We start from the raw sequence: 16,177 nt of genomic DNA, 5'->3' as shown, positions 1-16,177 counted from the left end.
GGAACACATGAAAAACTACGGTTTAAATGAACTTAGAGAAATGTACTTAAAATTTTTTGAAAGCAAAAATCATCTTCGTGCAAAAAGCTTTCCATTAGTACCACAAAATGATAACAGCTTATTATTGATCAATGCAGGTATGGCACCACTTAAGCCTTATTTCACTGGTCAAGAAGAGCCACCAAGAAGAAGAATGACGACATGTCAAAAATGTATTCGTACAGGTGATATTGAAAATGTAGGTAAAACAGCACGTCATGGTACGTTCTTCGAAATGCTTGGGAACTTCTCATTTGGCGATTATTTTAAAGAAGACGCTATTGAATGGGCTTGGGAATTCGTTACAAAACATCTTGAACTTCCAGTAGAAAGACTTTTTGTTTCTGTGTATGAAGAAGACAAAGAAACCGCTGAAATCTGGAAAAACAAAGTAGGTGTTGCAGAAGATCATATTGTATTCCTTGGTAAAGAAGATAACTTCTGGGAAGCTGGTATCGATGGACCATGTGGACCATGTTCAGAAATCTACTTTGACCGTGGACCAGAGTATGGTTGCGATAGCCCAGACTGCAGCGTAGGTTGTGACTGTGACCGTTATATGGAATTCTGGAACTTAGTATTTACACAATTCGAACGTCATGAAGATGGGACTTACACACCACTTGCACAAAAAAATATTGATACAGGTATGGGACTTGAAAGACTTGCAGCAATGATGCAAGGTGTAGGTTCTATCTTTGATGTAGATACAGTTAAAGCAATTCGTGATCACGTATGTGCACTTGCAAATGTTAAATATGGTGAGGAATACAAAAAAGACGTATCAATCCGTGTTATTACTGATCACATCCGTTCAGTAACATTTATGGCTGCAGATGGTGTCCTACCATCAAATGAGGGCCGTGGCTATGTTATGAGAAGACTTCTTAGACGTGCGGTTAGACACGCTAAATTATTAGGTATTCAAGGTTTATTCTTACAAGAACTTGTAAAAACTGTTGTCGAAAACTCTAAACATGAATATACAGAACTCGAAGATAAATTTGAATATATCGTTAAACTTCTTACAGTAGAAGAGAAAAACTTCAATGAAACAATTGACCGTGGTCTTAATATCTTAAAAGGTCATATTGATGAAATGAAAGCTGAAGGAAAAACTGTATTAGATGGTAAGTCATGCTTCACACTTTCTGATACTTATGGTTTTCCTATTGATTTAACACGTGAGATCTTAGAAGAACAAGGACTTAGTGCTGATGAAGAAGGCTTTAAAATAGAAATGGATGCACAACGCCAAAAAGCACGTGATGCACGTGGTGGTTCAAAATATATGGGTGCTGATGAAACAGTATTCAATAAAATGGACCCAGCTATGAAAACTAAATTTGTAGGTTACCATGAAACATCATTAGAAGGTACATTAGAAGTACTTGCAAATGATGAAGCACTTTTAGATTCAGCTCATGTTGGAGATGAAATTTATGTTGTTGTAAGTGAAACACCATTCTATGCTGAAAGTGGTGGTCAAGCAGGAGACCTTGGCACAATCACAACAGCTACAGGTAAAGGTCTTGTTACAAATACAACAAAAGTAATTGGTGGCAAGTTTGCTCACCATGTAAAGGTAGTAGAGGGAACACTCGAAAAAGGTCAAAAAGCTACATTTGCAGTAGAAAATGCGACACGTATGGATGTTTCTCGTAACCATAGTGCAACTCACCTTTTACAAAAAGCCCTTCGTGAAGTAGTCGGTGGACATATTGAACAAGCTGGTTCTAATGTAACAAAAGATCGTTTACGTTTCGACTTCACACACTTTGAAGCTTTAACACATGAGCAAATTGAAAAAGTAGAAGCTTTAGTAAACGAAAAAATCTTAGAAGGCTTAACTATTGAAGTTAAAGAAATGCCAATTGACGAAGCTAGAAAATTAGGTGCAATGGCACTCTTTGGTGAAAAATACGGTCAAACTGTACGTGTTGTTAATATGGGGGGATACTCTATTGAATTCTGTGGCGGTACTCACCTTCAAAATACAGCAGCAATCGGTACATTTAAAATAATTTCTGAAACAGGTGTAGCAGCAGGTGTAAGACGTATTGAAGCTGTAACAGGTAGAGGTGCAATTGCTTACTATCAAGAAATGGAAAATAGCTTAAATGAAGTAGCTCATGTTGTAAAAGCTAAAAAAGCAGACGTTGTAAAACGTGTTGAAGCAATGGCACTTGAAGTGAAATCTCTTGAAAAAGAAAATGAAAAATTAAAATCTGAAATTGCTGCAAGTAAAGCTGGTTCATTATTAGACCAAGCAGAAACAATTGGTGCATTTAAAGTACTTGCAACTCAAGTTGATGGTTTAGATATGAATGCCCTTAAAAATATGGGAGATTCATTAAAAGATCAACTTGTATCTGGTATCGTTGTATTAATGAGTGCTTTAGATGATAAAGTAAATCTTGTAGTTATGGCAACACCTGATGCAGTAAGTGCAGGTGTACACTGTGGTAAGATTATTTCTGAAACAGCAGTAGTAGTAGATGGAAAAGGTGGAGGCCGTCCAAATATGGCACAAGCTGGTGGTAAAAACACAGCAAAAATCAGTGAAGCACTAGAAACTGCTAAATCTGTTATCAAATCTCAAGTGAATGCTTAAAAAATCTTAAATTTTAGCATAAAATTTTTGAGAAACACTTGACGAATAACCTAAACTACTCTATAATTTAACGTAGTGCTTTAATCTTTTCTCCGTACAAATGCATAAAGCACGACATCGCACCGGAGGGAGGGAAAAAGAAATGTCAGAGGTTACAGTTCGCGAAAATGAATCATTAGATAGCGCTCTTCGTAGATTTAAAAGAAACTGTGCGAAAGCAGGTATCATGCAAGAAATCCGCAAAAGAGAACACTATGAAAAACCAAGTGTAAAACGTAAAAAGAAATCAGAAGCAGCACGTAAAAAGAATAAACAATACTAATTGAAATTCTTTAACTATAATTATTTCAAGTTTCTATAGGCCACTAGGCCTATAGAACTTGTTTTAAAGGATGATGCTAAATGTCTTTAAAAGAACAACTTCTTTCAGATATGAAGGAAGCCATGAAAGAAAAAGATATACTTCGCAAGAATACAGTCCAAAGTGTACGTGGTGCAATTCTTCAAAAAGAAAAGGACTCACACGAGGATGTAGATGAAGAACAAATTCTTGATATTATTATGCAAGAAATCAAGAAACGTAAAGATGCACTTGCTGATTTCGAAAAAGGAAATCGTCCAGATTTAGTAGCAGATGCTCAAGCTGAGATTGCAGTTCTCCAAGGATACCTACCTAAGCAACTTTCGGATGAAGAGCTATCTACGATCATTCGTGAGATAATCGAACAAGTCGGTGCCACATCTATGAAGGATATGGGAAAGGATATGGGAAAGGATATGGGAAAGGTTATGGGTATTGCCACAGCGAAAGTTAAAGGCAAAGCTGATAACGGGAAAGTAAGTAGCATTGTTAAGCAATGTTTGATGAATCAATAAAATATGTAAGCTTGTTGAAGGGTGTTCAGTTAATGACATCCTTTATTTGCGTTTATAAGAAGAATGTATTAAGTGCTGGTATAAAAAACTCTACAAGTGCTTAATACATTCTTTTTTATTGTAGTTTGAACAAATGTTCGGTATAATAGGTGTTAACATATTTGATATTATAACTAATAAATATTTCATCCCACAAGAACATCTAAATTTAGAAATTTTACAAAAGGAAGAAGTACGATGGAATTTGAAAAACAAATTGAACGTATTATAACTGATTTACCAATACGCCAAGAAAACCTTGCAAAATATATGCCTTTCTTTGAACTTTATGCACTTAATAAACGCTCAGATAAATATAACAACTTAGATATGGGACTTTTAACATTAGGGTTATTATCTTATTTATTATATGAGGGGCATTTAAAGGATCGGGGTATAACCTTTGAAGAATTAGAGGTATTTATTCAGAAGTTAGTTGCTGAAAGCTATAAGGTCACTTATACAGCTGAAGAATTAACTAACCTTACACGTTATGTTTTAGATAAATTACAAAATGGTGGTAGTCCATTTTCGTATCAATATTATAATCAAGTACTTTCTGATACCCAAGAAACTAAATTACGTTATATTAGCTATAAAAGAGATAGTCGACTTGAAAAAAACTTCTATCGTTTAACAAGCACAGGAATTGATTTCTTACTACAAACAAAAGAATTTGGAGAAGAAAGTAAAATTAGCATTCAGCTTATCTTACTACGTAAACTTGTAGATAGTGAAGATTTTGGAAGTGCCCTTAATACTTTAGAAAATATTAATATTGAGATTAAAAAAGAAGCCAAACGTAAAGGTGAAATCTTAGAAGAGCTCAGTTATGGTTTTACAGAAGGCTATGAAAATTATACTAAGTGTGTACGTAAGCGTTTAGAAGATGAGCAATCTCTCTTTAAAGAGACCTTATCTTATTTAAATGGTTTAGAATTTGAATACCTCTATCAAATTGAACCAGTTCAAATGACGGCTAAAGAACAGCGTTTTAAAAGTTTTATCATTGATATGAAAATGGCACTTACTGAAACTGTAGAACTACATAGTCTTTTGTTAGATGCTGTCGTAGATCTAAGGCAGAAGGCTGAGGAAATGTTGCTTATGCGTCGTAAAACTATTTTTAAAGAGAATTTTAGCTTTCAGCACTATTTAGAAAGTGCACTTCGCAAAGATGATGTAAGAGGGCTTAAAATAGCTATAGATAGTTTGTTTAATATTCATCTTCCGAAAAGTTTTGCACCTACACGCATTGATCATCTTTTACTTTTAAAAGAAACGATTGATGAGGATAAGGAAATACTAGATCATTCTAATCAAGATACTATCCATGTAGAAACGTTAGATCAACAAGTAGAAAGTCGTTTATGTTTTAATTATGAATTAATGCTTAGAGAATTGCTGCTTATTGTGAAGGAAAAGAAACAAGTTTCTTTAAGAGAATATTTAAAAGCTTTAAAAGAGCGCTATGGTGAAAAAGTATATGAAAACTATGATTTAGCGCCATTTCTTTTAACACTTACCCAAAATAAAGGAGGAAGTAAGGGAGCTAAGTGCTTTGAATTTAAAAATCTTTCTAGAAAAGATTTAAAAATGCCTGATTTGGAATGGGTTTATTATAAAATCATTTCAGAAACAGAGAGTTTAGCTTGCTTTAAGGAAACTTCTTTTCATGTAGAAGTACTACGTGGTGAATATATTCAAGAAGGGCCACTAGAAATAACAAATTGTAACTATTATACAACGAGGTAAACTATGACTTATAAAGAACAACTACAATCTGCTTTACGTATTACCAATCTGCTGCTTCAAAATAAGCCTATTGGGATTATAAGCGAATATGATTTATATACGCTTTATATAAGTGATATGACCGTTCAAGAATTGGTCTATACCATATTAGAAAGCTACGGTGTAACACTTATTGAATATAAAAAATCACTTTATGTTTCACCAGGTATTGATAATGTACTCTTTGGTTATAAAAACGAAGAGTTGCGTAATATGATGAATTTAGAAACAAACAAAGAGCTCTATTTATGCTATTTTATCATGTACTCTGTAATGACAATCTTTTATAAAGAAAGTAGTTTCGCAACTTATAAAGATTATATTACAAGTACAGAAGTGGTCGATCGTGTGACAGCAACCTTGGAAGCCTTTACAGTAGAAGAGATTTCAAAGGAAGAATCGTTTGCTTTTAGTACACTTAAAACTTTCTGGGAAGATTTAACACAAATAAGCTTACATCAGACAGAAGAAAATTTAGAAAGTCTTAGAAGAACAAATTCACAGTTTTTCTTTGTAACAAGAAGTTTACACTTTTTAACAATGCAAAATTTATTGGTTAAAAATGAAAAAGAACGTAATTATATGCCAACAGAGAAGTTTAAAGCACTGATTGCTAACTATTTTGATAATAGAGATGTAAAAAATGCACTTATGCATTATAGCGAAACATTACTTCAGAGAGGAGACAGCTAAAGATGCCAGATATTAATCGTACCCGACTTGTCAACACCAAGTACAATGATGGAAATAACTATTACGAAGATTTTGTTTTAAAATTAGGTGGTGCCCATACACTTATTGATATGATTAACGGACTTGGAAAAACATTTTTCTTACAATGTATGGCGCAACCTATGCTACCTAATGCAAAATTTAAACAGGAGTTTCCTATTTCTCTTTTATTTGATAAAAATAATAACAATAATACCATTCATTCTTTAGTAGAATGGCGTTTAGATGAAGGTAGTGCCTATAAATATGCACTAGTAGGTTTTTGTGCTTATAAAAAAGAAACAGGGGATAAAACCTTAGAAGGATTTGTAGATGAGGAAAATCAGGGTGAGTTTGGTACGTTTTTATATATTTGTTACTATAATACGCCAAATGCTTATGATATTGAGTCGTTACCACTTGTTACCTATAAAGATGATGGAACTAGGAAAGTTATGAATTATAAGGAGCTAGAGAAGTACTTAAAAACACTTCAAGGAACGCCTCTTAAAGATTATGCCATAGTAATTAACCGTACAAAAAAGGACCATCTTAAGGAACTCGCAAAGCTTAATATAAACAGTGTGGAATGGAAACATCTTATGGGAATCAATGCGAGTGAAGCTAATGCTGAAAAGTACTTAAGATCATATACAACTGCTAGTAGCTTTATCCAAGATTTCTTAATTCCAACGATTGAAGAAAGCTATCGCTTACGTCACGAAATGGATTATCAAACAGAAGAAAATCGTGCGAAAACACTTCTACAACTTCGACAAACCTTGGTGACCTTACAACAAAAAGAAGCCCTAGAAGAAGAGTATCTCTATATTGAAAATGCTTGTGAAGCTATTTTTGAGCAATTAGGTATATTAGAGATACACTTTCGTGAAAAGACTAATCTCCTTAAACGTTTAAGCGTCCTTAACCAAACAATTAAAATAGCTAAGAAAAATAGTACTCTTGAAAAAGAAATTTTAAATCAAGAACTAACAAGAATTCAAACAGCCATTCAATCCTGTGAAGAGAAGACAAGGCAGCTGGAAATTACAGAACGTGCTTATGGGATTAAAGAAGCTGTAGAAGCTTTAGCAGAACTTGAACGCTTAGCCAATGTTTCTAAACAAGAAATGCTAGATAAGGAAAATGCGATTCATGCGTTAGAAGATAAAGTAACTTATTATGAAGGTGAAAAACTTTATAGAGAATATTTAACCTATAGTGAAAAGAAAGCTTTAAAAGAAGAAGAACGTGAAGCACGTTCTAAGGAACATAGTGAACTTGTAGCAGATTATAGCTATTGGGCAAACGTTTATGGTAATCGTCTTTTAACAAAATTTGAAAGTCAGGAAAATGAAGAACAAACTGCAAAGGCTGAACTTGATACGCTTAAAAAGTTAAAAGATGAGCTAAATCTAAAGCAAGAACGTTTAAAAACTGAACAGCACTATTATAAGACACAACTTGAAGAAAAACAAATAGCTCTTGCAAATGAAAAAGAAATACTTAGTTTACTTCAAAAACAATTTAAACATTTAACTAAAGAGCAACTTAAGGAGCATCTCAATACAGATAAAAACACATATGAGGCCCTTCAAAAAGAAATTGCTTTACTTCAAGAAGAACTTAAACGTGTGGATACACTTCAAAATGAAAACTATGTAAGGCATTCTTTGTTAGTATCTAAACATGATCATGTGAAAGAAAAAATTACTGATCTTGAGGAAAAGGTTCATGAAGCCAATAAAGCACAAATCGAAATTGAGCGATTGAGAGATACTTATCATACTTATGAGCTGCTAACTTACTTTAATCAAACACTTACAAACCTTCGTACAACTATAGCTAAGAAGAACTTAAAGCTAGAAGAGCTTCAAAAGAAGCAGGAGGCAATTATAGAAGATAAAGGCATAAATCTTTCTAAATCTGCTATAGGTCAATTCGAACGCATTAAAGATGTTTATCCTTCAGCTATTTTGGGGTTAACCTTTTTAGAAGGTCAAAGTTTAGAAGCTAAAGAACGTTTGCTAAAGCAAACTAATTTATTGCCTTATAGTATTTTAGTAGATCATCTAGATTTTCAAAAGCTTTGCTTAGATATAGACTTAATGCGTGATTTAGAAGATGAACTCTTGCCTATTATTGACCGTCAAGCCCTTTTAAGTGAACAACCGTTTAGTATAGCGGGACTTACTTTTACAGCCAAGGATTACGAATTCTTTATGAATGTACAACTGAAAGAAAAAGTACTAAAAAAACTAAAAAAAGAAGAACTTCGTTACATTCAGGAGCTTAAAGACTTTGAAGGTCAAATTGAAGTCTTAGAACAGCATAGAAGTCTCTATATGGAACTTATGCGCGCTTTCCCCGCAGATAAGATTAAAGTCCAAGAGTCTATGTTGACTGAAGCAAACGGTGAAAAGGCAAATCTAATACTGCTACTAGATGCTTCAGAATTAGAACGCACCCAACTCAGTCATCAAAAGGAAACTTTGACTTCTAAATTAGAAACCTCACTTGCAAAAGGGGCTGTTTTAGAAGATGAGATTAAATCTTTAGAAAAAGAATGGGAATCTCTACTTACCTGGGAAGTTCATGAGGAGACACGTATACAATTAAGTGAAATTGTGCACACACTAGAAGTAACGTGTGCACAATTATACTTAGAATTAGAAAATTTAACACTTGAACTGAATGTTTTAGAAAGTAAATATTTAGAAGCCGACCGTTTGCATCGTGTTTTATTTGAAGGGCTCATTAAACTTCGTATGCAGTTAAGTGCTTTTAAATTTGAAATTGAAAAAGCTACCAAGTATGATGAACCAACCATTTCTTTTGAGGAAGTTCATGCAAAATATGCTTTTTATGAAAAACGTCTTACAGAAGAAGCGGGTGATGTAAAACTCCTAGATGCGGTAATCAAAGAACTTACTGATGCCATGAAGCAAAAAGAAAAGGAAATGTGTGCTAAACATAAAGATTTTGATCCTGAGTATTTTGCTTCTCGCCAACTCCTACAAGGCGATTATTTAGAATTCTTAAATCTCCTTGCCCTAGAAATTCAAAGAGAAACACATCTTTATGAAGGACTTAAACAAAAAGCTACCCTTGCACGTGAAAATTTTGTAAGTCATGAAGGCGCTTTGAATAATATGAAAGACCAATTTAAACAGACTTATGGCATTAATTATGATACTGTTTTCTTACAAGAAGGGAATGTGAAAACACATCTTGAGCGTATTATCAGTGAAAGAGTGGAAAACATGCAAGCACATAAGGCTTTTGAAAAAGATTTTGCTGAAGCTGAACGTCAAAAGAATGCCTGTGATGTACAACTCTTTAAACTTGTTGATATGAGCCAGAAGTTAGATGCACTTATTTATAAACACCAGTTAACATTAATACCAGTTTCTGAAGAATTAGTAGAGCTCGACTACTTTAAAGTAGCTGAGCAAGATGCAAGTAAAGTTTTAGGCCTCCTTAGTCAAGAATTAAAAGCTTATGAAGATTTACTTCACGAAGTTTTAGCTAAACTAGAAGCGCCAGAACTTGTTCATTTTAAAGGAGACTTAGATAAACTTCTTACAGAAAAGCCACAAGATGAATTGTCAGCACTTCGTTATAAAGAACTTATTGGTGGTAAAGGTGGCTACTTAGAAAATTTACGTGAAGAAAAAGAGCGTATTAAACTTACTATCCTGGAACTAAAAAAAGATGAAGAGAGTTTTATTACACAGTGTATTCAAAAATGTGAACAAGTTTATAATGACCTTATGAGTCTTTCCCAGCTTTCTAAAATTGAACTTTATGGTCGTAGTCAAGAGATGATTCGTATTATTGTCACGCCACTTGATGAAGAGTTACGCTTTGCTAAGATGCGTAGTTATATTAATAGCTTAGTCGAACAAGTGGAGTATATTGAGGAAAGTAAAAAACAAGCTTATTTAGCAAGTCATTTAACGCTACGTGAACTCTTTAGTGCTTTTGTAGTCAATATCAAAAAAAGTGATGTGCGTATTTTTAAAGTAGAAGATATTGCAGAAAATAGCCGTGAACTTCCTTGGAATCGTGCAATTGGTTCAACAGGGCAATCTAATGGGATGTATATGAGCATTTTCATTTGTTTGATATCATATATTCGCAAACTCTACAATCCTCATATTGGTGAGGATAGCCGTAAGTTCATTATGCTAGATAGTCCATTCTCAGGTACAGCAGCAGCGTATATCTGGGAACCTGTTATTAAGCTCTTAGATCGTAATAATGTACAGCTTCTTTGTGTAGGATATGATATTCCAAATCATCTTATGTCTCTATTTGATGTGAAATATAACTTATCATCTACATATGATGTAGATAAAAAACAAACTATCGTAGTAGAAAATATCCGCTCAAATATGAACTTAAATAACTTAAGCTACGATAAATTAATCGGGGAGCAACTGACCTTATAATGTCTTTATCCTATAAATCTAAGGGTTAACTTAAAATTAATAGCCTAGTTAACCATTGAAAACAGCTAGATTAATACTTTTTGAAATAAATCTAGCTGCTTTTATATGTATACATACGCTATTTGTAGAGTATATTACTACAAAAGAAAGTTTCAAGTAATGGATGTTTAACTAATCTTATTTTAGTATATTCTAATATAAAGAGATGATAAATATGGAATTACGTGTATATCTTACGAATGGTGAGACAGTATCAATACCAAATGATAAAATTAATGCATTTTACAATTGGCTTGATCATGAAGCTACGCCTGCCTTTAGGTATATTAAGGATAGTGGCTTGAGTAGCAAAGAAGAAATTACACTTATAAGACAAGCAATAAACTATACAGAACGATATATCTAGTGTTAGCAGTAGTGCTAGGTATTATAAAAAAGACACCTTAAATAATGAGGCCACTGAAAAAGTCTATGATTGTTGAATTTCGACAATCATAGACTTTTTTCTGTTATAATAAAAGTATCAAATTCGGAAGGTGATACTATGCTTCAACAACAACAATCTTTAGTCTTAAGCCCATACATGAAAATTTACGATCTCGTTGTCCCAAAGGATAATCTTTTACGTAAGATCAATGAACTGATTGATTTTTCCTTTGTTTATGATGAACTTATTAATAAATATTGCTTAGATAATGGTAGAAATGCCATTAGTCCTATTCGCACGTTCAAATATCTTCTTTTAAAATCTATTTTTGATTTATCAGATGTAGATATTGTTAACGCTCTAGATATGATATGTCTTTTAAATATTTTCTAGATATGGCTCCTGAGGATGCTGTTATTGATGCAAGTTCATTGACTAAGTTTCGTAAACTTAGATTAAAAGATGTTAATCTTTTAGACTTACTTATCAATAAGACAGTAGGCATAGCACTTGAAAAAGGTATTATTAAGTCAAAATCTATTATCGTTGATGCAACACATACTAAATCACGTTATAATCAAAAATCACCTATAGAGATTTTACAAGATCGTTCTAAAAAATTACGTAAAGCCGTGTATGAAATAGATGAAAAAATGAAAGATGTTTTCCCTTCTAAAAACACGTCAAATGTTATAGAAGAGGAAATTACATACTGCCAAGAACTTTTAAAAGTAATAAACACTAATGAAGCAATCGCTTCATATCCTAAAGTAAAAGAAAAGATAAATCTTTTAGAAGAGACAGTAAATGATGATATTGAACATTTAAAGATTTCAAGTGATTGTGATGCAATGGTAGGACATAAAACAGCTGATACATCATTCTTTGGATATAAAACACATATAGCTATGACGGAGGAAAGAATCATTACCGCTGCAACGGTCAGCACTGGTGAAAAGAATGATGGAAAAGAACTAAAAACATTATTAGAGAAGAGTTTAGAGACCGGCCTTGAAATAGATACTATTATAGGTGATGCAGCTTATTCTGAAAAAGGAAATATTGAATTAGCAACTGAAAATGAGATTAAGCTTGTAGCCAAATTGAATCCGTCTGTAACACAAGGAGTTAGAAAAAAAGAAGATGAATTTTTGTTTAATAAAGATGCAGGAATGTATGTTTGTAAAGCCGGTCATATGGCGATTCGAAAAGCAAGACAAGGAAAGAAAGGTGTCTCAAAAAATCAAGCAGACACCTACTATTTTGATGTTGAAAACTGTAAAGTATGTTCATTTAAAGATGGATGCTATAAAGATGGGGCTAAAAGTAAAACTTATTCTGTAACTATAAAGAGCGATATACATAAAGAACAGGTGCGTTTTCAAGAAAGTGACTATTTTAAAGAGAAATCAAAAGAGCGATATAAAATAGAAGCTAAAAATAGTGAATTAAAACATAGGCATGGTTATGATGTTGCATCATCATCAGGCTTAATAGGCATGGAAATGCAAGGGGCACTGGCCATGTTCGCAGTAAATTTAAAAAGAATTATTAAGTTAATGGAGGCCTAGTACCACCATTAACTTAATAATAAAGAAAAAAGGCAATTAAAATCTTGACTTTAGATTTTGATTGCCTTTTTTGAAGTGCTTTTTTTAGGTTTATTTGAAAAACGATAGTTTTTCAGTGGCCTCTAAATAATAGGTGTCTTTTTTCTTGCTATATGAACTTCCTTAATCACTTCTTTACGTTATCTCATACTGCTTTTATGTTTTATCACATTATTTAACTACTTTTGAGCCCTAGTATTTTATATCGAAGAGCTCTACGCTATTTAGTAAATATTATATAGCTGGTTATATTATGGTGAATTCTAGTACTAGGTTAAAATTAACTGAATATTTTGAGCTAATTTCAATATCTTTTCCCTTACACTATCTCATACCCACCACAGATAATATAAAATTATCTGTGGTGGGTTGCATTTTACATGCAAAATATGTTAACATATAAATATAAGTTAACCTAAGTTAACTTCATACAAATCAATAGGTTAACCAGTTGCAAAAAAGTTAACAAAAAGGAGTAAATAAATGAGTGATGTAACATTTGGTGTAAAAGTAACCGAAGAAATGAAGAATGAACTAGCCGAATTAATGAGAAATAATGCATTAAGTGGTAAAGAATTTATGAGTATGCTGCTCACAAGCTATAAATTAGAAAAATCGCGTTCAGAGAGTCATTTATTTGAAAGTGATATGAAAGAGCTACAAGTTTTGTTAAATCGCATTCAAAAACTGTATTTACATATGACAGAGAAGAGTGAGATAGCGTATGAAGAGCGTTTAAAAGGGGTAGAGGAAATTATTAATGAAAAAGAAGAAGAAGAAAAGGTATTAAGAATTGAAAATGAAAGCCTCAAAAAGCAATTAGAAGCGAGTCAAAAAGACATTCAAGAAGAATCACTTAAAGTAAAAACAGTAACTGTTCAATTAAAAGATGTTGAAGCAGAATTAGCTGATCAAAAAACGCAATTAAAGAATAATCTGCTATTACATCAAAAGTTCGAGGAAGAAGTAGAAGAATTAAAGGCGCAGTTAGAAAGCTATAAACGCTTAGAAGTAGAGATTAGTGAACGTAATGAAGAAAATAACAAATTAAAAAATAGAAATGATGAATTAGCCTCAGAAGTTTGGTTTTTACAAAGAGAAGTAGAAAAGCTTAATGAAGAAAAAAAACAGATTTTAGAAAAACACGAAGAGGAAACTAAAAAGCGTCAGGCAACTTATGAACTTGAACTTAAAAATCAATTACTCGAGCAAAAATTACAACTTACAGAAGAAATTAACGATTTAAAAGAAGTAAATCGTCAGTTAGAACGTGCTTATAATGAAAAAATCCAAGAGTTTTATGCAAAGTTACAAAATACAGGAGAAAAAAAGGAGTAAGATATTGAAATTTATTCTGTATAATGGTATACTCATAAATTGAAAAAGGAGTTGTATACAAATGGCAAATTATTTATCACCACAAGAAATCACAGACTACACAAGTGAAGGTGGCGTAAACAAAGTAAATCGTAGTGTGTTACTTGTATTTTTAATGGCAATTATGGCGGGTGTATATATTGCACTTGGTGGTTTTGCTTCTTCAGTAGCTGCTCACGATATCGCAAACAAAGGGATTAATAAACTTGTAACTGGTGCAGTTTTCCCAATTGGGTTAATGTTTGTAGTTATTAATGGAGCGGATCTTTTTACAGGTAACTGCTTAATTGCACTTTCTACATTAGAAAAGCGTACAACAGTTGCACAATTTGTTAAAAACCTTGCAATTGTTTTAGTAGGAAACTTTGTAGGTGCAGTAACTGTAGCATTTTTAGTAGCAAACAGTGGACTTTTAACAATGAGTGACAATGCTTTCGGCGGTTATGTTCTCAAAACAGCTGTTAATAAAGTTAATTTAGGATTCAAAGAAGCATTTTGTTTAGCAGTGCTTTGTAATATCTTTGTATGTGCAGGGATTTGGATGATTTATGGTGCAAAAGATATTTCAGGTAAAATCTTAGCCGGATTCTTCTCAATCTTTGCTTTCGCAATTAGTGGTGCAGAGCACGTTGTTGCGAATATGTACTATATTCCAACAGCACTTTTTGTAAAATCAAATGTAGACTTTGTAGAAGCATCACATTTAGCTGCAGATAAAATTGCAACTTTAACATGGGGTAACTTCTTTGTAAAAAATGTTATTCCAGTTACATTAGGAAATATCGTTGGTGGTTTATTCATTGCAGTAATGTATTTCTTAATCTATAGAAAACTTACAAAACCATCTAAATAATTATTTACATAAAGAGACGCCATATAGCCTGTTGCTATTATAGCGTCTCTTTTGTTTTAGTATTATAATAAGTAGTATCAATCACTAAGGAGACTTCAATATGCAAATTGAAAAAGCAGTAGTTTATTTTTTAGAAGCATTAGAGAGTGAGCAACTTTCTAAACACTCTATTCGTGCATATGGACAGGACTTAAAACAATTTATAAACTGGACATCTAAAACTGATTTAAATGAATTAGGCTTTGAGGATTTTCAGGATTATTTTATTAGTATTAAGACACTTAAAGTGACAACAATCAAACGTAAACGTGTCGTTTTACACCGTTTTATGAAGTATTGTTATCGTAAACAACTTTGCACAGAGAAGCTTTATGAGTATATAGATCCTATTAAGAACAAGAAAACAGTTTTACCCAAAGAAGTGCTTACAAAAGAAGAGATTGTACATCTCTTTGGTTACCTAGATGAAGAAGTTAAACGATTAGAAGTAAAAAAAGATCAATCGTATTATCATTATCTTTATTATTGTGCAATTCGTAACCGCTTACTAATAAGTCTCTTACTTTATACAGGTTGTCGTGCGCATGAGGCGGTTGCTCTAAAAAAACAGGATATCAATCTAGTAGGGCAAACTATCTTACTCTTTACCAAAGGTGCAAAGTATAATCAGATTCCTATTCATGAAGATTTATTAGCAGCTTTTACATTATATGATGAAGCCCTTCAAACTCTAAATCCAGATTTGATAAAAAATTTAGATGAAAGTATATATTTATTTCCTAGCAAAAATGATATATCTACTTACTTATCAACCCGCACATTACATGATTTAATGAATAAACTATCACAAGTAATGGGACGTCATATTCATGCCCATTTATTTAGACATACATTTGCTTCTTATTGCATTGCATCTAATATGGATATTTCTACAATTTCCTCATTAATTTCACATAGTAATCCATCTATTACACTTTCTATTTATACGCATGAAATTGATGCACATAATAAGCAAGAACAAATCAAAAAATTAAGTTTTCAATAAAAATAGGTATTAAAATCCACTTATTAACTTATACTACCTAAAAAAGGAGTGAATAATATGAGTGGATATGATGATTTAAAAAACAAATATAAAGAAGGATATCGTTGTATTTATACTGAAAAAGGTAATGACGATACAATGACAATGCATCTTAAAAACTTTAGAGAAGAAAAAATCCATACAATCCAAGCTAAAGGGGATATGGAAATTGGGCAAATTGAAGATTTTTTAGATAAACTTAATGATATTAAGAAAAATAAAGGATCTGATTGTTACTAATAATAAAAAAGCAATATGTCTAGTGAAAGACATATTGCTTTTTATTATTTTAATACATT

The 16,177-nt window shown here is 32.4% G+C and carries 11 protein-coding genes and 1 pseudogene; all 12 read left to right on the top strand.

All coding sequences use genetic code 11. The features are described 5' to 3' along the window. Positions 1-7 precede the first annotated feature (7 nt). The 12 genes and pseudogenes from alaS to AC1VAQ_RS04735 all read left to right on the top strand — a co-directional run bounded on the left by alaS (position 8) and on the right by AC1VAQ_RS04735 (position 16,118). Positions 8-2,653, top strand: a complete 2,646-nt coding sequence (gene alaS, locus AC1VAQ_RS04790) for an alanine--tRNA ligase (protein WP_479903542.1) — start codon at positions 8-10, stop codon at positions 2,651-2,653. Positions 2,654-2,795: 142 nt separating this feature from the next. After that, the gene (rpsU, locus tag AC1VAQ_RS04785) at positions 2,796-2,975 is read left to right on the top strand and encodes a 30S ribosomal protein S21 (protein WP_013657175.1); all 180 of its coding nucleotides are present in this window, start codon (positions 2,796-2,798) and stop codon (positions 2,973-2,975) included. Positions 2,976-3,055: 80 nt separating this feature from the next. Next, positions 3,056-3,529 carry a GatB/YqeY domain-containing protein gene (locus AC1VAQ_RS04780; protein WP_479903541.1) on the top strand — a complete coding sequence of 158 codons (474 nt, stop codon included), beginning with the start codon at positions 3,056-3,058 and terminating at the stop codon, positions 3,527-3,529. Between the two features lie 237 nt (positions 3,530-3,766). After that, positions 3,767-5,323: a hypothetical protein gene (locus AC1VAQ_RS04775; protein ID WP_479903540.1), complete on the top strand. Its 1,557-nt coding sequence runs from the start codon at positions 3,767-3,769 to the stop codon at positions 5,321-5,323. A gap of 3 nt (positions 5,324-5,326) precedes the next feature. After that, positions 5,327-6,055 (top strand): DUF6063 family protein, encoded by a 729-nt coding sequence (locus tag AC1VAQ_RS04770; RefSeq protein ID WP_302596337.1) that lies wholly within the window; start codon positions 5,327-5,329, stop codon positions 6,053-6,055. Between the two features lie 2 nt (positions 6,056-6,057). Beyond that, the gene (locus tag AC1VAQ_RS04765) at positions 6,058-10,527 is read left to right on the top strand and encodes a hypothetical protein (RefSeq protein ID WP_479903539.1); all 4,470 of its coding nucleotides are present in this window, start codon (positions 6,058-6,060) and stop codon (positions 10,525-10,527) included. A gap of 214 nt (positions 10,528-10,741) precedes the next feature. Then, a complete protein-coding gene (locus tag AC1VAQ_RS04760; protein WP_479903538.1) occupies positions 10,742-10,933 on the top strand; it encodes a hypothetical protein in 192 nt (63 codons plus the stop codon). A 138-nt stretch (positions 10,934-11,071) separates the two neighbouring features. Beyond that, positions 11,072-12,525: pseudogene (locus AC1VAQ_RS04755) on the top strand (IS1182 family transposase). A gap of 522 nt (positions 12,526-13,047) precedes the next feature. Beyond that, positions 13,048-13,902, top strand: a complete 855-nt coding sequence (locus AC1VAQ_RS04750; protein WP_302596333.1) for a coiled-coil domain-containing protein — start codon at positions 13,048-13,050, stop codon at positions 13,900-13,902. A 61-nt stretch (positions 13,903-13,963) separates the two neighbouring features. Further along, positions 13,964-14,794 (top strand): formate/nitrite transporter family protein, encoded by an 831-nt coding sequence (locus AC1VAQ_RS04745; RefSeq protein WP_302596331.1) that lies wholly within the window; start codon positions 13,964-13,966, stop codon positions 14,792-14,794. A gap of 100 nt (positions 14,795-14,894) precedes the next feature. Continuing rightward, positions 14,895-15,839, top strand: a complete 945-nt coding sequence (locus AC1VAQ_RS04740; RefSeq protein WP_302596330.1) for a tyrosine-type recombinase/integrase — start codon at positions 14,895-14,897, stop codon at positions 15,837-15,839. 57 nt (positions 15,840-15,896) lie between these two features. Next, positions 15,897-16,118, top strand: coding sequence for a hypothetical protein (locus AC1VAQ_RS04735; RefSeq protein ID WP_302596329.1), 222 nt, complete (start codon positions 15,897-15,899; stop codon positions 16,116-16,118). The last annotated feature ends 59 nt before the right edge of the window (positions 16,119-16,177 follow it).

It is taken from the genome of Cellulosilyticum sp., from assembly GCF_982396655.1.
The sequence above is the reverse complement of the archived record's forward strand: the minus strand, read 5'-3'. Positions and strand labels throughout refer to the sequence as shown.